The sequence below is a fragment of the Acinetobacter sp. P1(2023) genome, assembly GCF_028367635.1.
GTDB lineage: Bacteria > Pseudomonadota > Gammaproteobacteria > Pseudomonadales > Moraxellaceae > Acinetobacter > Acinetobacter pittii_E.
Map to the genome: position 1 here is coordinate 65,149 of NZ_JAQNDD010000011.1, position 18,433 is coordinate 83,581.

The following is an 18,433-nucleotide window of genomic DNA, read 5'->3' on the forward strand; positions in this document are numbered from 1 at the left end:
TTGTTATTCAAACAATTCATTTTATTCATTGTAACAAGTTAGTTATGGTCAGGAAATAGCATAAAAAATAGAGTGATTAAAACCGTGAATTTTGAACGTAGCGCTTGTAGCAAATAATATTTAGAAAGCGTTGCTTACAACTAATTTTATAAAACCTAGGAACATAAGGAAATGATATGGCAACACATTTGTTTGATTTGACTGGAAAAATAGCCTTAGTTACAGGTGCAAGTCGTGGCATTGGTGAGGAAATTGCCAAACTATTAGCTGAACAAGGTGCACATGTAATTGTCTCTAGTCGAAAAGTTGAAGATTGCCAACGTGTTGCTAATGAAATTATTGCAGCAAATGGAAAGGCGGAGGCTTTTGCTTGCCATGTCGGTAAGTTAGAAGATATTGCAGAAATTTTTGAATATATCCGTAAAGAACATGGACGTTTAGATATTTTAGTCAACAATGCGGCCGCCAATCCCTATTTTGGGCACATTCTTGATACGGATATTGCTGCATATAACAAAACGGTTGAAGTCAATATTCGTGGATATTTCTTTATGTCTATTGAAGCGGGCAAATTAATGAAAGAACAGGGCAGCGGTGCAATTGTTAATACGGCATCTGTAAATGCTCTACAACCAGGAGACCAACAAGGAATATATTCTATTACCAAAGCTGCTGTGGTTAATATGACAAAAGCATTTGCAAAGGAATGTGGGCCGTTGGGTATTCGAGTGAATGCTTTATTGCCGGGTCTTACCAAGACCAAATTTGCTTCGGCACTATTTGAAAATGAAGATATTTATACAAGCTGGATGAGTTCAATTCCATTACGCCGTCACGCAGAACCACGTGAAATGGCTGGAACTGTACTTTATTTAGTGTCAGATGCTGCGAGCTATACGAATGGTGAATGTATTGTGGTTGATGGCGGTTTAACGATTTAGGGAAGAATAGCAATGTACGAACATTATTCAGGTCAAGTGGTCTTAATCACAGGTGCGGCGAGTGGATTTGGTGCATTGCTGGCAGAGCAACTGGCAAAGTATGGCGCAAAATTAGTGTTGGGTGACTTGAATATTGAAGGGTTAAATATTGTAGTTGAACCGCTACGCCAAGCAGGAGTGGAGGTGGTCGCGCAAGTGTGTGATGTCAGCTGTGAAGCAGATATACAGGCTTTGGTGCAAAGTGCAGTTACTCAGTTTGGCAGAATCGATGTCGGGATCAATAATGCAGGTATGAGTCCGCCTATGAAAAGCTTTATTGATACCGATGAAGCAGATCTGGATTTGAGTTTTGCCGTCAATGCCAAGGGTGTGTTCTTTGGAATGAAGCATCAAATTCGTCAGATGTTGCAACAAGGTGGTGGCATTATTCTCAATGTTGCTTCTGTTGCAGGTTTAGGCGCGGCTCCCAAATTGGCTGCCTATGCTGCGGCAAAGCATGCTGTGGTGGGATTAACCAAAACAGCAGCGATTGAATATGCAAATAAAGGCATTCGAGTTAATGCAATTTGTCCATTTTATACAACCACCCCGATGGTGGTCGACAGTGAACTCAAAGAGAAACAAGACTTTTTAGCGCAGGCCTCGCCAATGAAGCGTCTTGGGCATCCAAGCGAAGTGGTGGCAATGATGCTGATGATGTGTGCCAAAGAAAATTCATATCTCACAGGGCAAGCCATTGCAATTGATGGCGGCGTGACAGCCTATTAAAACATTTATTAAATACATCTTATTCATTTATTTAGGAAAAAATCATGACAATTAATTTAAACAATCGAGTGGCTATTGTTACAGGTGCAGGCGCTGGTCTAGGGCGGGAACATGCGCTGTTACTGGCTCGTTTGGGTGCAAAAGTGGTCGTGAATGATCTGGGTAGTGATGTAAACGGTAAAGGCGGCTCAACCATGGCAGCCCAAAAAGTTGTAGATGAAATTATTGTGGCGGGTGGTGAAGCAATTGCAAACGGTGCTTCAGTTACGGATATTGAACAAGTTCAACAGATGGTAGAGCAAACCATTTCCCGTTGGGGACGGGTGGATATTTTGGTCAATAATGCAGGCATTCTCCGTGATAAAACCTTTAGCAAAATGTCACTAGATGACTTTCGTACCGTGATTGATGTCCATTTAATGGGGGCAGTCAATTGTACAAAAGCGGTATGGGATACCATGCGCGAGCAAAAATATGGTCGTATTGTTATGACGACTTCATCTTCTGGTCTATATGGCAATTTTGGACAATCGAACTACAGTGCTGCAAAAATGGCATTGGTTGGACTCATGCAGACACTGGCCTTAGAAGGTGAAAAATCTAATGTTCGGGTGAACTGCCTAGCGCCAACAGCTGCCACTCGTATGCTTGAAGGATTATTGCCCGAAGAAGCCCTTAAAGCGCTTGCTCCAAGTGCGGTCAGTCCTGCAATCGCGACTTTGGTTAGCGAAGATGCACCTACCCGTATGATTCTTTGTGCTGGCGCAGGTAGTTTTGAAGCTGCCCACATTACCCTTACGCAAGGAATTTATTTAGGTACGGATGAACAAGTTCCGCATGTTTTAGCACAACGTTTAGCTGATGTTGCAGACCGAACAGGTGAGTTTGTGCCTGTCAGAGGAGGCGCTCAAGGTGAGCTTGAGCTGAAAAAAGCTTCATTAATGGCAGGAGAATAATTTTGACAAAAAATACATTAAGCATCGACCAACTGGTTGAGTTGCAAGGCCAAGCATTAGGTAGCTCGCAATGGATGACCATTGATCAAAGCATGATTAATACCTTTGCGGATGTCACACAAGATCATCAATTTATTCATGTGGATGAAGAAGCTGCTCGTCAGACACCTTTTGGTGGCACGATTGCCCATGGTTTTCTAACACTTTCTTTACTTTCAGCGATGGCCGCTCAGGTCTTGCCGACTGTTCAGGGGCAGAAATCTGGCGTGAATTATGGCATCAATAATTTGCGTTTTATTAGTCCTGTGCATAGTGGTAAGAGAGTGCGTGGACATTTTCACTTAAAAAATGTTTCCCCAAAAAATAAGGGAAGTTATCAATTGATCATGGAAGTCACGATTGAAATCGAAGACGAAGCAAAACCAGCACTCGTGACAGAGTGGCTTACACTTGTAAATGTATAGGAATAACCCATGAGCAATGAATTAATTCTCTCTCGTCGTGATGTAGATTTTTTGCTATTCGATTGGCTAAAAGTCGAAGAACTCAGCCAACGCAATTCTTTTGCAGGACAGGACCGTTTTGAATATACGTCTGTTTTAAACGTTTACGAGGCCCTAGCAACCGATTTATTTGCTCCACATAATAAAAAAAATGACAGTAACGAACCTGTTTTTGATGGTGAACGTGTCACTGTTAATCCTGAAGTCGGGGTTGCACTTAAGGCATTTGCTGAGGCGGGTTTGATGAGTGCAGCGTTTCCATCGGATTGGAATGGCATGAGCTTACCTAATACCATTGAGCGGGCTGGTATGGCCTATCTACTCGGTGCCAATTCAGGGACAGCAGGCTATGCTTTTTTAACCATTGGTAATGCAAATTTATTGATGGCGCATGGTGAGCCTGAAAAAGTTAGACCCTATGTCAATGCCATGATAGAAGGTAAATGCTTCGGAACGATGTGTTTGTCTGAACCACAAGCTGGTTCAAGTCTTGCTGATATTCGGACACGTGCGATTAAAACAGAAGATGGTCGTTATCGTTTGTTCGGCAACAAAATGTGGATTTCAGGCGGTGAGCACGATATCTCTGACAATATTGTTCATTTGGTTTTGGCAAAAATTCCAGATGAAAATGGACAATTACCAGCAGGTGTACAAGGCATTTCTCTGTTTACCGTACCGCGTAAATTACTCGATGAAAATGGACAACCAAGTGAACGCAACGATGTGGTGTTGGCTGGAATTAACCATAAAATGGGCTATCGGGGAACCGTTAACTGTGTGCTGAATTTTGGTGAAGGTCGTTACACACCTGAAGGAGAAACTGGCGCAATTGGTGAATTGGTTGGTGAAGCCGGTAAAGGGCTGGCCTACATGTTCCATATGATGAATGAGGCCCGAATTTCAGTTGGTCTGGGTGCGGCCGCATTGGGGTATACAGGTTATTTGCATGCCTTAGATTATGCAAAAACTCGAGTACAAGGACGATCTCGTAGCGAACGTAATCCAAGTTCCCCACAGATTCCACTTATTCAACATGCCGATGTTCGCCGTATGCTCTTGGCGCAAAAAGCGTATGTCTCAGGTGCGTTGGCACTGTGCTTATATGCAGCTCGATTAACCGATGATATTCACTCACTTGATGATGCAGAGCAACGCAATCAAACCCATCAATTACTTGATTTATTAACGCCAGTGGTGAAAAGCTGGTCTTCTGAATGGGGGCTTGTGGCAAATGATTTAGCGATTCAAGTTCATGGCGGATATGGTTATACCCGTGAATATAATGTTGAACAGTTTTATCGGGACAATCGACTTAATCCAATTCATGAAGGAACATTTGGCATTCAGGCACTCGATTTATTAGGACGGAAAACTCGTCTTAATCAGGGGCTGTCAATGAAACTATTACATGAAAAAATCATCAATACGATTGAACAAGCCAAAGCAGAGCCTTCTTTAAAAGATCATGCAGATCAATTAGCTCAAAAGTGGCAACTCATCCAAAATATAACAGAGAAATTGCATGCCTTAACCGATGTAGAACTTCAACTGGCAAATGCAGCTAATTATCTAGAAGCTTTTGGACATCTTGTGGTGGGATGGTTATGGCTTGATCAGGCGGTAGTTGTTCATAAGCTTCTGCCAAACTCAACAGACCCTGATTTTCTGCGCGGGAAACTTGCAGCTTGTGATTATTTCTTTGGTTGGGAAATGCCAAAAATTATGAGTTGGCTAGCTGTACTGGATCCGGTAGAGACGACTCCACTCAATATGCCGGAAGAATGGTTCTAGTAAGAACCATTCCTTAGACAACCCATTAAATGAGCAGGAGTAGAACCTGATTTTATAGAAATTGCTTAATAACAATCATCATGTAAAAACAAACATCAGGCGTTCAGTAAAGAGCGCCCTAATAAGTAAAAATAAAAATCTAGGACGGATTAAAAGATGAAAAAGAAAACATTAGTCATGGTCATGGCTTCATTTTGTACGAGCCCACTCTATGCAGCAGCATTTGATCGAACAGGACAATCAATTTCTGCATTTCTACAACCCGGTAATTATTTTGAGGCAAGTTTATCTGTTTCAGACACTTCGTTAGAAGGACAAGAAGCAGGTACGAACCCCACGCGTAATAGTATTTCTGATATTGCAAACTCTGATTATCGTCCCAGTGCAGCTTTGAAATTACAGTTAGCACCTCAGTTTTCATTTGGTTTTCTTTACGATCAGCCATTTACTTCCGACTCTGAATATTACGGAAATAACAGCTTTGTTGCTAAGCCGAGTGATACGGTTTTAGTACCAGGGATTGATTCAGCAACACTTGCCCAAAAGACAGGGGGACAAGTCGTAACAGGAAACACCAAATCGAATTTTGTTATGCAAAATTTTAGTCTGATTTTTGGTTACCAACCTGATAAAAACTGGAATTTTTATGCAGGCCCTGTTTATCAGACGTTTAAAAGTAACGTCAATTTAAGAGGTCAAGTTTTCAGTTTATATAATGGCTATGACTTTAATGCCAAAGAAGTTGGAGATTGGGGATGGTTGGCAGGATTTGGTTATCAAATTCCCGAAAAAGCCATAAAAGCCTCGTTGACCTATCGTTCAGAAATTATGCATGAAGTGACTGCCAATGAAAATGCGCCACTGGTTGATATGTTGAGTACACAACAAGGCCGTGATTTTCTTGATCAGCATTTAGCCTATATGGTTTCTATAGGACAACTCACTGAATCTCGTAAGGAGGCACTCAATCGTATTGTTGCGGGCTTACCCGAAGCAGGAATATCAGGCTCAACTAAGTTTAGAGCACCAGAGTCAGTAAATCTGGAGTTTCAGACTGGGCTACGCAAAGGCACTTTATTGTTTGGTAACGTGCGCTGGGTTCACTGGAATGATTTTGAGTTTAAACCGTATCGTTTTGGTGAAATTTCAGAAGTTGTTGGTGTTTTATCAACGCCAAGTCGTCCAAATGGCTTTAATTTAGTTCGTTATTATGACGATCAATGGTCTGCTAATCTTGGGATTGGACAACGTCTAAGTGATAAATGGACAGGTTCAGTTTCTGTAGGTTGGGACTCGGGAGCAGGTGAGCGCGTGTCCACAGGTGGGCCAGCTAAAGGTTATTACAGTGTTGGTCTTGGTGCGCAATATAGTCCAACTTCAAAATACTTTATTTCAGGTGGAATGAAGTATCTATGGCTAGGTGATGCCAAAGGTCAGCTTGGTGCTCAGGCAGGCAGTGAATATTATGTGGGTGAATATAAAAATAACTATTCAATCGGTTACGGTTTGAAAATTGGTTATAAATTTTAATTCAACTATTTGATGGATCGCTTAGCTATATAAACAGTTTATTTCTGTACTAGAGTAAGCAGATTAAGAGATTAAAGAAAATATAAAAAGTGGAGTAGGAACAGTTCCATTTCTCCCTCTCATAAAAGGACAATAAGATGAAAAATCAAATTTGGTTAGATGAATATAAGCAATCGAATATAGAAAGTACGATTACATTGCCGGATGAACAAACTTCACTTCTCGATTTTTGGGACAACAGTTTTAATAAGTTTCAGAAAAGAAATGCTTTTATATTTGCAGATAAGTCTTTTACTTATGCGGAAATCGACTTATACAGCCGAAAAATAGCAACGTTCTTGCAAAGTTTAGGACTAGAAAAAGGTACACGTGTTGCCGTGATGATGCCCAATATTATTCAGTACCCAATTATTTCGCTTGCCGTGATTCGCGCAGGGTATATTTTGGTCAATATTAATCCACTCTATACGGCACGTGAATTAAAGCATCAATTAAACGATGCAGGCGCAAAAGTCTTGTTTATATTGGAACAGTTTGTACCTATTTATGAGGCTGTCAAAGAGCAAGTAGTCGTTGAACAGATTATTACTACAACTATGACAGAAATGTTAGACGAACCCGCTCTAAGGTTAGACACATCAGATTCAAAATACTACGATTTTAAGCAAATCTTGTTGACGGTAAATGCCCAAGATTATATACGCCCCAAACTTATTCTTGAGGATACTGCACTTTTGCAATACACAGGTGGAACAACAGGTGTATCAAAAGGTGCAGAACTAACCCATAAAAATATTGTCGCCAATTTATTACAAAATAATGTGATTTTTAAAAGCTACTTTGGTGACAGAGATGCTTTTGAAGATGAAATCGCAATCTGTGCTTTACCGCTTTATCATATTTTTGGTTTTACAGTCTGTTTATTGCACAGCGCAATAAATAAAGGTTATACCACTGTTTTAGTTCCGAACCCACGTGATTTAGATGCTCTCGTGCATTGTTTTGAAAAGTACCGTCCTACCGTTTTTCCTGCCGTAAATACTTTATTTAATGCACTGCTTAATCATGAAGGCTTTAATAAATTGGACCATAGTCGTTTGGAGATTACTACAGGCGGCGGTATGGCAATTTTGAAATCCACCGCCGATGGATGGGAAAAACTGACAGGGCGTATTATCCGTGAGGGATATGGCTTATCAGAAACCTCTCCTGTTGCGACATTTAACCCGCCGATTTCTAATTGTTTTAGTGGCACGATTGGTATTCCTGTGCCAAGTACAGATATCGCTATTTTGGATGATGAAGGCAATCCATTACCGCCCGGTGAAAATGGAGAAATTGCAATCCGCGGTCCGCAAGTCATGAAAGGTTATTGGAATTTGCCAGAAGAAACTAAAGCAGTCATGACTGATGATGGTTTCTTTAGAACAGGCGATATTGGTTTCATGAATGAAAAAGGCTATACCAAAATTATTGATCGTAAGAAAGATATGATTTTAGTTTCAGGCTTTAATGTTTTTCCAAATGAAATTGAAGAAGTTTTGGCTCAGCATCCAAAAATTTTAGAAGTCGCCGTGGTTGGTATTGCCGATGAAAAATCGGGTGAAGTACCGAAAGCTTTTATTGTTAAAAAAGACGCTTCTTTATCGATTGAAGAAATCCAAACCTATGCCAAAGAAAACTTGACAGGATATAAACAACCCCGTCATATCCAATTTATCAATGAATTACCTAAGTCAAATGTGGGTAAAATTTTAAGAAAAGAACTCAAGGTTTAGTCAGAATTTTTTAATTAAAAACATAAGTATTCATGGGCTGGAATGCCTATAAATAAATGGAAAAGGAATGAGATTATGGGTTCAGGATTAATTACTGTATTTTTACCTATTGCACTTGCAATTATTATGGCTGGTTTGGGACTGGAGTTGACTATAAATGACTTTAAACGTGTGCGCCAACATCCAAAAGCAGTCTTTATCGCATTATTTTGCCAACTGGTTATTTTAGTCAGTATTGCTTTTATTATTTGTAAAATTCTTGCTTTACCACCCATGCTCGCCGTGGGTTTAATGCTACTTTCTGCATCACCGGGTGGACCAACTGCCAATTTATTTAGTTATCTCTATAAAGGTGATATTGCTTTAAATATTACTTTAACCGCTATAAATTCGGTGATTGCTGCATTTACACTTCCATTAATTGTGAACTTTGCAATACAACATTTTATGGAAAATGGACAAAATGTAGGATTGCAATTCTCTAAAATCATACAAGTTTTCCTTATTATTTTAATACCTGTCGGTATTGGAATGTTAATCCGTCATTTTTCACCCCATATAGCTGAAAAGCTCAATAGACCTGTACGTGTTTTTGCTATTGTTTTTCTAGTAACAATTATCATATTAGCAGTTGTGCGGGATTACCAAAATCTGATGACGTATCTTGGGCAAATTGGGTTAGCAACTTTACTGTTCTGTGCGTGTAGTTTATTGGTGGGCTATTTTGTTCCACGATTATTCGGTGTAAATAGCTTTCAGGCAAAGGCTTGTGCGTTCGAAATCGGGATTCATAACAGTACTTTAGCCATGACCATTGCTTTTACAGTAATGGAAAGCAATATGGCTGCCATGCCAGCAGCGGTGTATTCATTGTTTATGTACATTGTTGCAGCAAGCTTTGGTACATTGTTAAATCGATTGGAAAAGAAAGATATTTCGCAGCTCTCAACAACGACTTAAATGAACTAAAAGGTTTCTTTAATTCTAAAAGTAAAGGATCTTTAAAAATATCTATCAGATAAAGGTTGTTTGCCCAATTTAATACCACTCAAGGACAAAAAGTTCCAAGCGCTGTAAATATTATTCCTGAGTAATAAGCGATATATATAAAAGTCCTGAATCTTCAGGGCTTTTTTATATATTCTTAATATCTACTGAGGGAGAAACCCCAAAAAAGCGTTTATATTCTCTGGAAAATTGGGACAAGCTTTCATAACCGACTTGCATGCTGGTAGATGAAATATCATATTCTTGAGTCATTAATAAACGCCGTGCTTCGGTCAATCTCATTCTCTTTTGATACTGTAAGGGACTCATTGAAGTTATATCCCTAAAATGTTGATGAAAACTTGATGCACTCATCCCCATGGTACTTGCCAGTTCTTCAATACTAAATGGTTTTGCAAAATTTGTTTTCAGCCATTCAATCGCCTTCACAATTCGATGGCCTGTAGTTCCGGCCGCCACAATGCGTTTAAGTCGATCGCCTTGTGGACTCATCAATAAACGATAAAAAATTTCTTTAATAATAAGAGGAGACAAGATGGGTATGTCTTGTGGTGTATCCAGTAGTTTTATTAACCGTATAAAAGCATCATTCAGCTCTGAATTGACTACTCCAACAGCCATTCCTTTTTTCTCAGTATTTACATCTTTAAAAGGAATATGCGCCTCAAGCATGATTTGGGCGAGTACATAGGGGTCTAGCCGTAGCACGATTGAAAGATACGGTCGCTCAACTGAAGCTTCAAGAACTTGAGCAATTACAGGCAGGTCAATTGCAGTAAAAAGGAAATGGTTAGAGTCGTAGGTATAGGTTTCTTCGCTAAGAATCACCTGTTTTTTACCTTGAGCAATCATACATAGACTCGCATCCATCATACTGCTACTTGGTTGGGTCAATGTTTCTGCACGGTATAAAGTCAGCCCCATAATAGGTGTTTCGAATGTACCTTTTTCCCGGGTCCATTGGTCGACAAGTTGAACTAACTCTTGATCATGGTTTAGAGACCTATTTGCCATTCAGATTCCACCAATTATCCTCTGTGTTTTTATTGTAGGCATTTCAAATCAGAAAAATAGAGAGAATTGCAACAATTCGGAGGATTAGGCAAATCTCTAAGAGGAATAGAACAACACCTTATAGCTTTCATTTTTATACTGAGAAACATGGCGAAAAGACGATGAGTTGCAACCTATTGAGCCAACACCTTTTAAAACACATTCATGAGTTTAAAAAACTGTAGCCCTCTCTGAGTATGCAACGAAAAAATCGTCTTTATTTACATTAAGCATGAGAGAAAAAATATGACAATTGAAGTTTTAGGTTATGCCGCGCTGTCATCAGAAACTCCCTTGGTTCCGTTTAAATTTGAACGTAGAACCCCACGTGAAGATGATGTTGTCATTCAAATTGAATATTGTGGTGTTTGCCATTCCGATCTTCATCAAGCTAAAAACGATTGGGGATTTAGTGCTTATCCGTTAGTTCCGGGCCATGAAATTGTTGGACGTGTCACTTCAATCGGCCCTAAAGTCACGAAGTATAAAGTTGGTGATTTAGTAGGTATTGGCTGTATGGTCGATTCATGCCGTACTTGTTCTGCTTGTCATTCAGGGCTAGAGCAATATTGTGAAGAAGGTAACATCCAAACTTATGGCGGCGTAGATCGCCACGACCAACGCCCAACTTATGGTGGATATTCACAAAGTATTACCTGTAGCCAAGATTTTGTATTAAAAGTACCAGAAAATCTGGATGCTCAAGCTGTACCACCATTACTTTGTGCGGGTATTACCACTTGGTCACCGCTGCGTCACTGGAATGTTGGAAAGGGCAGTAAAGTCGCTGTCGTTGGATTAGGTGGTTTAGGGCACATGGCGATTAAACTTGCCAATGCTCTAGGCGCTGAAGTGACATTATTCACTCGTTCAGCAAACAAAGAACAGGATGCAAAACAACTTGGCGCGCATCATGTTGTGTTATCAACAGATGAAGCTCAAATGAAATCAGTGTTAAATCAATTTGATTTAATTATTGATACGGTGCCTTATAACCATGACTTGAAGCCTTATATTCCAACACTAGCTTTAAATGGAACCATTGTGTTGGTTGGTTATTTAGGTGAAATTAGCGCAAATTCAGTACCTATGATTTTAGGAAGAAAATCAATTGCAGGTTCAGTGATTGGCGGAATTAAGGAAACACAAGAGCTACTCGATTTTTGTGGTGAGCATAATATCGTTTCTGAAGTAGAGATGATTGATATGCAAAACATTAATGAAGCTTTTGAACGTATGCTAAAGAGCGACGTGAAATATCGTTTTGTGATTGATATGAAAACTCTATCTGAAAATTAATTTAGATATTATTTGTTGAGCTGTGCATACTATATATAGTGTGCACAGCCTATCAGGTTAATGATAATGTGAGTTTTATGATTTAGAAGGAATATATTTACGCATAATAAAGATAAATAGCGTAACTAAAAGACTAAAACCAAAAACAGGTAAGCTTAGCCCTAACACGATTCCCACCAATATTAACCATAATTTTTGCGGCCCAGTTGCGCGGTTCCAAATCAATAAACTTTGACCAACAAAGTGGGTTGTCATGTGTTTTAAATTCGAGTTTTTAAACGCAGCTCTATATGCGTAAATAATCATGATACACAGCGCAAGCGCGTAAAGCACCAGTACCAGTTGGTTTATCCAGCCAAATAAAACCCCAATATGCGCATCAACTCCCCAACGGGTGAGCTTTGCTACCAGTGAATAGTCTTTAAACGCAAGTTGATCGATAACTTTGTGTTGTTCCATATCAATGGCGATACTGTCTGCTTGAGTTGGCCATTTGCGCTGAATCTCGGCTACGGTCCAAGCTTGATTTCCACTGGTCGGTGGTTTGATTTGTATTTGTGCTGCGTCAATACCATGAGCTCTAGCTATTGAAAGAGCGCTATCGTACTCACTGGAAACGATATTTAAATTGAGATTTTCACTGTGTGGCATTTCGTGATGTTCATGGTGCATCACTGTAGGTAAATTATCTTCTTGAAGAGAGGTTGCCAATGTTGGGGTTTGCCAGTTCAGCCATTGACGAGCAACTCGAATATTATCTCCAGCCCATTCAGACCATGTAAGGCCCGTAATGGCGATTAATAATAAGAGTGGAAATAGAGTTAAACCCAGCGTGCTATGCCATTTCAATAATTTATTTTTTTGTGTTTGTCGGATTTTAAGATTTTGACGACGTTTCAACCAATTATATAGTCCAGTTAAAGTCAAAATAGCTAACCAGCTTGCTGCCAATTCACTATAAAAGCGCCCCCATTTTCCTAGCAATAAATTACTATGCAGTTGATCAAGCGTAGTTCGAAACGGCAGCACTCCACTCGTGCCATAGACCGCTAAATGGCCTTGGGCTTTAAGCGTAAACGGATCAATAAAAACAGCTTCACTCGTAAAATCATGTATTGGATCTGAAAAAATGACACGGGTCGTCTGGTCAGCGCTTGGTGCTGGTCTAACTTCAATCACCTGTGCAGACTTAGACATTACTTGCTTTGCGGCTTCAATTTGCTGGCTCAGCTTATGTGGCGGTTGATCCAGCGGCTGAACGTATAGAACATCTTTATAAATGGCTTGTTCTAGTTGAGGCGTAATGGCATAGAGTAAACCAGTAATTGCAGCAAACAAGATTAATGGTGCAATAAAAATACCAGCATAAATATGAATTAAACGGTAAAGACTACGCCAGAAGGATGATTGAGTCAGCATCAGAAAAGAGTGTCTATCAGGTGTTGGGGCGGATTATAGCGATTTATTTCTGTTGATGTTGAATGAGCTGTAAACATGATTAAATTATTTGACTTGCTTTTATGTAGGCTTTTTAGCCCAATCATTCAATAGTTTTTATTACTTGGTAAATTTGGCGTTTTTTTTGCTTACTATCTAAGACCTTATCTAACATACTTAATTTGATGGTTGTATAAATGATGATACAAACCGTTTTGCTCTCTTATAGTGTTTTTTTACATGAAAAATGCACCAAATAGATACGTCTTTTTATTTTGCACCACATTTGTGCGCAAGATGCCGAAAATGAGATTGCTGGTTTCAATACTCACTTTATTCATCCTGTACGGATGCTCTTCATCTGAACAAAATAGAAAAACTCAAGAAAAGTTAACAACTCATTCGATATGCGTTTTTGATAGTACAAATACAAAAGTCTGTGTAGCCAAACCAGCGCAAAGAATTGTTTCTTTGTTTGAGTCGGGTTTAGATGGCCTCTATATGCTAGGGCAAGGTCACAAAGTGATTGGTATACCGGCCGAAGTATACATTCAACCTTTATTATTTAATGCTTATTCAAAAATAGATCAACGCATTGCCAATAAACAGCTTGCGACACCTTCACAAGGTGTTAATGCAACCAATATTGAAAGTCTTGTGTTGTTAAAACCTGATCTGGTGATTTTGGGGAGCGGGCAAACCCAAACGATTGACCTGTTGCGGCAGTTTGGCATTGCTGTATATGTCATGGAGTCAGGTACTTACGTGCAAGTAAAAGAAGAGTTATCTGAAATTGCGGTTTTAAGTGGTGCTCAAAAGCGCGCTCAGGAAATTTTAAATTTTTCGGATGAAGTTGTTGCGGAGATCGCCGCCAAGACTGCACGTCAACCAAATAAGCAATCAATTTACTATGCATGGTCCGGAGGACGTATTTTTTCTACTTCTGGACGTGAGTCAATTACCAATGACTTTATTGAGCTGGCGGGTGCGTACAATGTTGTTCAGACCAATGCCAATCAACCTAATGTAAACCCCGAGACATTAATTGAGTGGAACCCTGACAATATTGTGCTTTGGAATACCGATCCCAAACTGATTTATGAACGAAAAGAATTACAAGGCTTAAGTGCCTTACAACACCGTAAGGTATTTAATCTGAGTCCTGCATTTATATATAACCCACATACCATCAAAATTATTATTACAGCGATTTATCTAAATCACAGTATTTATCCTGAACAGTCTGATTTACCTGTAAGTGCTTTACAACAGCGTATTTTAACCAAGTTATATGGTGAGCACCTTGCTAAAGCGTTGGTGCAATGAATATGGAAAAACTCAAATATTATTGGTTTTACCCGTTACCGTTCCTCATGATTTTTATCTCGTTGCTTATGGGGCCAACTCAGACCTTGAGTGCATCGGACTATGTGCGGTGGGGTGTGCAAGCAGTGTTTGGTACGCCATATTTTGACCCGGAACAATTTAGACTGATGCAAAACATTCTGGTCAATGTCAGATTGCCCAGAATCTTACTCACCTTTATGGTGGGAGCTGCATTAGCAACCGCAGGGAATGGTTTGCAGGCATTATTTCGTAATCCCTTGGTTGATTCTTATGTACTCGGTATTTCATCTGGTGCAGCATTCGGGGCAGCTTTAGCACTTTCTTTAAGTTGGCTTTCGCCAAATCTATCAGCCTTTATTTTTGGTGTGTGCGCTGTTGGCTTAACCTATTTATTTGCACATCAGAAACATGAAAGCCAGACGTCTTTAGTGATGGTGATTTTATCGGGCATGATTGTTTCAGGGCTGTTTTTAGCAGGCCTTACGATTATTCAATACTTAAGTGATCCATTTAAACTGCAAGCTATTGTGCAATGGACCATGGGTAATCTACATCAAGCCTCTTGGCAAAAGGTTCAATACGCTGTGCTACCGATTTGTATTGGTCTTGCTGGATTATTTGCGATGCGTTGGCGCCTAAACTTAATGGCACTCGGTGCTGAAGAAGCGCAGGCGGTTGGAGTTAACCCGCGCTGGGAGCAGCTTATTTTAATTGCGCTGGTGACCGTATGTACTTCAACATCTGTGGCAGCGGCGGGCATTATTAGCCTATATGGACTGTTTATGCCGCATATTGTGAGAATGTTGGTGGGACCAGATCACCGCTACAGTATTCCTGCCAATATGATTTTGGGCGGCAGTTTTCTACTGTTGATTGATAACTTTTCTCGGGTTTTACTGACATTTGAAATACCAATTGGTATTTTTACCATGCTACTTGGCGCGCCATTTTTCTTATTATTAATGAAAACACAGAGGACTCATTGGGCATGATTCAAATTGATCAGTTAAATTATGCCTATGGGCACAAACAGGTACTTAAAAATATTCATCTGGAGTTTCCTGAAAATCAGTTTTCCGTCATTTTAGGGCGCAATGGCTGTGGTAAATCGACACTTTTTAAATTGATGGCAGGCTTGGAATCGGTAAAAGATGGGTTGATTCGTTACTCTGGAAAACCACTATCGGACTTTAAAGGGAAAGATCGGGCAGCCTTACTCGGCTTTTTACCGCAGTTTCATAAAACCGTATTTCCATTTTTGGTTAAAGATGTGGTGATTACAGGGCGTGCTGCTTTTAGCAGATATAGACCTTCAAAATCAGACTGGGAACGTGTAGATCAGGCTTTGCTTGATTTAGACATTGAGCATTTACGTGACCGACCTTATACCGAGCTATCGGGTGGTGAAAGGCAATTGGTTATGATTGCCCGCATTTTAGTGCAAGCCCCAAAAGTTATTTTGCTTGATGAACCAACCAACCATCTTGATGTTTATTATCAGTCTTATTTAATGAAAAAATTGCGTCAGTTGTCGCGGCAAAATTTTACGGTGATTGCGATTATGCATGATCCTAACTTGGCTTTTTTATTTGCAGATCATCTGTTTTTTATGCGACAACATGAGGTGGTTAAGCCTGAGTCAAAAACACGAATAACCGATCCAAAGTTTTTAAAAAGTGTGTACGATGTTGAGTTTCATGAGGCCATGATTCAAGACAAAACTATTGTTATCCCTGATCATTCTTGGCTATAAATATGTTTGATTATCAGTTGGTTGAAAAATCTGACTACGATTCTGCGGTAGAGTTTGCGCTTTATACAAGACAGCAGCTATTCCCAGAAATTTATCATGGGCAAGTTCCCAAAGATTTACAGAATTTTGAGCAATATTATGTTCATGACCCATTGGGCTGTTTCATTACAGTAAAAGACCAAAACCGCATTATTGGCACCATTGCATATCGAGCTTATGACCATCGTTTTGATTTAAATTTACCGTCCAATACGGTAGAAGTGGTTAAGTTATTTGTATTGCCTGAATACCGCCGTAAGGGCATCGCAACCCAACTATGTGACATTTTATTTAGTCACGCACAGAAGAATAAAATTACCACTTTGTATTTGCATACTCATCCATTTTTGCCTGCGGCTGAAGAGTTTTGGCATCTACAGGGTTTTGACGTTATTAAACGCGAATGGATCGATACGTATGACACCATTCATATGAGTAAATCTTTATAGCGCTTTATCATGCGTATGAAATCTTTTTTGAAAATGGGTAGGTGGATAACCCATAATTTTGCTGAACATTGCGGTAAAAGCTGCCGAGTGTTCATAGCCCAAACTAAAAGCAATTTCCGTAATCGAGATATTTTCTTTTAAGGCATTTAAAGCATAAATAATGCAGACTCGATTACGCCAAGCTTGAAAGGACAAGCCAGTTTCAGACTTAAACCAGCGGTGAAAAGTCCGTTCACTTTTATTGTGGTCATGTGCCCAATCTTTAGGGCTGCTATGAATATCAGGATGCTCCATAAACTCAGCACATTGTTGAGATAGTAATGTGTTGCGAGGCAATGGAATAAACAGAGACAGGGCTGGTGCAATTTCTAATTCATATAACAATAAATCGATAAGAGCACCATCACGGCCTGCACGTTGGTAGTCAATAGGCAGTTGATTTGCCTGAATGAGCAATTGATGTAACAAAGGCGAGACTTGTATAACCTCGCAATAGTTTGCTTGTCTTGGGGCACTACTCACTTCTATATACAAACTATAAGTACTGACTTTAGATAGCCATACCCGATGTGGTTTGCCTGCGGGTATCCATACACCGCTGTACGGTAATACGAGCCATTGTCCATCTTCAGTTTCAACTTTCATGAGGCCTTCGGGTGCATATAAGAACTGTGCACGGCGATGGCTATGTGTATCTAACAAGGTATCAGCAGGATAATCTGATCCTAACGCTAGAACCGCTTGAGGTAGATGGTCTACCTCGTTAATTGGAATATTACGCATATTTTTTGGCTGAAATAAATAAAAAGATGGCTTTTCTACGTTAGCTTGCCATAGAGCTATTTTATATCATGCCTCTATAAACGTGAGGAAGATGATGATGCTATATGAGCTATTTTTATTTGGGCTACTTTCAGGCATAACCACTTGGTTATTTGGTTTTGGCGGCGGATTTGTTGCTGTACCTTTGCTTTATACAGTCATTATTCAAAAGTGGGGCAATGAAAGCAGTATCAGCATACATGCCATGCAAATCGCCGTAGCCACATCAGCCTTTGTCATGCTCTGCTCGGCAAGTTTTGCAGTCTTTCGGCACTATCGTTCTGGACATATAGATTGGCAAAAAATCCGCTTTTTATGGGGTGGTATTGCACTTGGTGGAATTGTCGGTGCGGTAATGGCCTCATTGTTTAATGGAAATTGGCTTCGCTGGATATTTATGGGCTATGTGTTCATAACGATTATTGATTGTTATTACCGACCAGGGTTTATAGTGACCTTAAGGCAAAAGCAACACTATGGACAAAACAGTGAACTCATTAAAGGGGGAATTATTGGTTGGGTTGCAGCACTTTTAGGTGTGGGTGGCAGTGTAATGACGGTTCCTTTATTACGGCGGCGGGGTAGTTATATGGCAGAGGCTGCGGCTATTGCAAACATTCTCACGCTGCCTTTGTCTTTAACTGCAACGCTGACCTATTGCGTATTGTCAATTTGGCAATCTACATGGACACCCAACGGATTTATCGGACTAATATGGTTTGAAGCTGCTTTATTCTTGGTTGCTGGAACATGGATCGGACTATATTTTTCAGAAAAATTTATTTCAAAACTACCTGATTTATGGCGGGCAAAGTTATATCCGCTACTTTTAATAATAGTTCTACTCGTCATGCTTTTTTTAAATTAACTTTTTATTTCAATTAATTGAAGAATCATCTCTCTTAAATATCAAATTTTTAAATGCTCTAAAACTGCAAATTTTATGCCTTAAATGG

17 protein-coding genes are annotated in these 18,433 nt (G+C 39.8%); 14 read left to right on the top strand and 3 right to left on the bottom strand.

What is annotated here, in order from left to right; translation table 11 throughout:
• Positions 1-176 precede the first annotated feature (176 nt).
• From POD11_RS15135 to POD11_RS15170, 8 genes are all read left to right on the top strand, one after another.
• Positions 177-941: an SDR family oxidoreductase gene (locus POD11_RS15135; protein WP_262457753.1), complete on the top strand. Its 765-nt coding sequence runs from the start codon at positions 177-179 to the stop codon at positions 939-941.
• 12 nt (positions 942-953) lie between these two features.
• Positions 954-1,709 (top strand): SDR family NAD(P)-dependent oxidoreductase, encoded by a 756-nt coding sequence (locus POD11_RS15140; protein WP_262457754.1) that lies wholly within the window; start codon positions 954-956, stop codon positions 1,707-1,709.
• Positions 1,710-1,753: 44 nt separating this feature from the next.
• Positions 1,754-2,665 carry an SDR family NAD(P)-dependent oxidoreductase gene (locus POD11_RS15145; protein ID WP_262457755.1) on the top strand — a complete coding sequence of 304 codons (912 nt, stop codon included), beginning with the start codon at positions 1,754-1,756 and terminating at the stop codon, positions 2,663-2,665.
• A 2-nt stretch (positions 2,666-2,667) separates the two neighbouring features.
• Positions 2,668-3,129 (top strand): MaoC family dehydratase, encoded by a 462-nt coding sequence (locus POD11_RS15150; RefSeq protein WP_262457756.1) that lies wholly within the window; start codon positions 2,668-2,670, stop codon positions 3,127-3,129.
• Between the two features lie 9 nt (positions 3,130-3,138).
• Positions 3,139-4,962, top strand: a complete 1,824-nt coding sequence (locus POD11_RS15155) for an acyl-CoA dehydrogenase (protein WP_262457757.1) — start codon at positions 3,139-3,141, stop codon at positions 4,960-4,962.
• A 156-nt stretch (positions 4,963-5,118) separates the two neighbouring features.
• On the top strand, positions 5,119-6,492 hold the full coding sequence (locus POD11_RS15160) for a long-chain fatty acid transporter (protein WP_262457758.1): 1,374 nt from the start codon (positions 5,119-5,121) through the stop codon (positions 6,490-6,492).
• Positions 6,493-6,629: 137 nt separating this feature from the next.
• Entirely contained in the window at positions 6,630-8,270 is a 1,641-nt protein-coding gene (locus POD11_RS15165) for an AMP-binding protein (RefSeq protein WP_262457759.1), read from the top strand.
• A 75-nt stretch (positions 8,271-8,345) separates the two neighbouring features.
• Positions 8,346-9,230 carry a bile acid:sodium symporter family protein gene (locus POD11_RS15170; protein ID WP_262457760.1) on the top strand — a complete coding sequence of 295 codons (885 nt, stop codon included), beginning with the start codon at positions 8,346-8,348 and terminating at the stop codon, positions 9,228-9,230.
• Positions 9,231-9,404: 174 nt separating this feature from the next.
• On the opposite strand, the gene POD11_RS15175 is transcribed toward POD11_RS15170, so the two are convergent.
• Positions 9,405-10,292: an AraC family transcriptional regulator gene (locus POD11_RS15175; protein ID WP_262457761.1), complete on the bottom strand. Its 888-nt coding sequence runs from the start codon at positions 10,290-10,292 to the stop codon at positions 9,405-9,407.
• A 285-nt stretch (positions 10,293-10,577) separates the two neighbouring features.
• Between POD11_RS15175 and POD11_RS15180 the strand changes: the two genes are divergently transcribed.
• Positions 10,578-11,630: an NAD(P)-dependent alcohol dehydrogenase gene (locus tag POD11_RS15180; protein WP_262457762.1), complete on the top strand. Its 1,053-nt coding sequence runs from the start codon at positions 10,578-10,580 to the stop codon at positions 11,628-11,630.
• A gap of 75 nt (positions 11,631-11,705) precedes the next feature.
• Here POD11_RS15180 and POD11_RS15185 read toward each other — a convergent pair whose 3' ends face one another.
• Positions 11,706-13,049: a PepSY-associated TM helix domain-containing protein gene (locus tag POD11_RS15185; protein ID WP_262457763.1), complete on the bottom strand. Its 1,344-nt coding sequence runs from the start codon at positions 13,047-13,049 to the stop codon at positions 11,706-11,708.
• Between the two features lie 324 nt (positions 13,050-13,373).
• Here POD11_RS15185 and POD11_RS15190 point away from each other — a divergent pair, with 324 nt between their 5' ends.
• From POD11_RS15190 to POD11_RS15205, 4 genes are read left to right on the top strand one after another with little or no spacing between them, the layout of a single operon-like run.
• Complete coding sequence (locus POD11_RS15190; RefSeq protein WP_262457764.1) at positions 13,374-14,393, top strand: ABC transporter substrate-binding protein; 1,020 nt, start codon at positions 13,374-13,376, stop codon at positions 14,391-14,393.
• A 2-nt stretch (positions 14,394-14,395) separates the two neighbouring features.
• Positions 14,396-15,406, top strand: coding sequence for a FecCD family ABC transporter permease (locus POD11_RS15195; protein ID WP_262457765.1), 1,011 nt, complete (start codon positions 14,396-14,398; stop codon positions 15,404-15,406).
• Entirely contained in the window at positions 15,403-16,167 is a 765-nt protein-coding gene (locus tag POD11_RS15200) for an ABC transporter ATP-binding protein (RefSeq protein WP_199112612.1), read from the top strand. The genes POD11_RS15195 and POD11_RS15200 overlap by 4 nt, the downstream gene beginning before the upstream one ends.
• Positions 16,164-16,655 carry a GNAT family N-acetyltransferase gene (locus POD11_RS15205; RefSeq protein WP_262457822.1) on the top strand — a complete coding sequence of 164 codons (492 nt, stop codon included), beginning with the start codon at positions 16,164-16,166 and terminating at the stop codon, positions 16,653-16,655. Before POD11_RS15200 ends, POD11_RS15205 begins: the two co-directional genes overlap by 4 nt.
• Here the strand turns inward: POD11_RS15205 and POD11_RS15210 are convergent.
• Positions 16,650-17,438 carry an AraC family transcriptional regulator gene (locus tag POD11_RS15210; RefSeq protein WP_262457766.1) on the bottom strand — a complete coding sequence of 263 codons (789 nt, stop codon included), beginning with the start codon at positions 17,436-17,438 and terminating at the stop codon, positions 16,650-16,652. The two genes, POD11_RS15205 and POD11_RS15210, sit on opposite strands and share 6 nt — an antisense overlap.
• 97 nt (positions 17,439-17,535) lie before the next feature.
• Between POD11_RS15210 and POD11_RS15215 the strand changes: the two genes are divergently transcribed.
• The gene (locus POD11_RS15215) at positions 17,536-18,345 is read left to right on the top strand and encodes a sulfite exporter TauE/SafE family protein (RefSeq protein WP_262457823.1); all 810 of its coding nucleotides are present in this window, start codon (positions 17,536-17,538) and stop codon (positions 18,343-18,345) included.
• Positions 18,346-18,433 lie beyond the last annotated feature (88 nt).

Bases quoted from the DNA above. Each gene is read 5' to 3' on its own strand.
- POD11_RS15145 (WP_262457755.1), top strand. From the start codon at position 1,754: ATGACAATTAATTTAAACAATCGAGTGGCTATTGTTACAGGTGCAGGC.
- POD11_RS15135 (WP_262457753.1), top strand. From the start codon at position 177: ATGGCAACACATTTGTTTGATTTGACTGGAAAAATAGCCTTAGTTACA.
- POD11_RS15190 (WP_262457764.1), top strand. From the start codon at position 13,374: ATGAGATTGCTGGTTTCAATACTCACTTTATTCATCCTGTACGGATGC.
- POD11_RS15165 (WP_262457759.1), top strand. From the start codon at position 6,630: ATGAAAAATCAAATTTGGTTAGATGAATATAAGCAATCGAATATAGAA.
- POD11_RS15195 (WP_262457765.1), top strand. From the start codon at position 14,396: ATGGAAAAACTCAAATATTATTGGTTTTACCCGTTACCGTTCCTCATG.
- POD11_RS15175 (WP_262457761.1), bottom strand. From the start codon at position 10,292: ATGGCAAATAGGTCTCTAAACCATGATCAAGAGTTAGTTCAACTTGTC.
- POD11_RS15210 (WP_262457766.1), bottom strand. From the start codon at position 17,438: ATGCGTAATATTCCAATTAACGAGGTAGACCATCTACCTCAAGCGGTT.
- POD11_RS15180 (WP_262457762.1), top strand. From the start codon at position 10,578: ATGACAATTGAAGTTTTAGGTTATGCCGCGCTGTCATCAGAAACTCCC.
- POD11_RS15155 (WP_262457757.1), top strand. From the start codon at position 3,139: ATGAGCAATGAATTAATTCTCTCTCGTCGTGATGTAGATTTTTTGCTA.
- POD11_RS15140 (WP_262457754.1), top strand. From the start codon at position 954: ATGTACGAACATTATTCAGGTCAAGTGGTCTTAATCACAGGTGCGGCG.
- POD11_RS15170 (WP_262457760.1), top strand. From the start codon at position 8,346: ATGGGTTCAGGATTAATTACTGTATTTTTACCTATTGCACTTGCAATT.
- POD11_RS15160 (WP_262457758.1), top strand. From the start codon at position 5,119: ATGAAAAAGAAAACATTAGTCATGGTCATGGCTTCATTTTGTACGAGC.
- POD11_RS15215 (WP_262457823.1), top strand. From the start codon at position 17,536: ATGCTATATGAGCTATTTTTATTTGGGCTACTTTCAGGCATAACCACT.
- POD11_RS15200 (WP_199112612.1), top strand. From the start codon at position 15,403: ATGATTCAAATTGATCAGTTAAATTATGCCTATGGGCACAAACAGGTA.
- POD11_RS15185 (WP_262457763.1), bottom strand. From the start codon at position 13,049: ATGCTGACTCAATCATCCTTCTGGCGTAGTCTTTACCGTTTAATTCAT.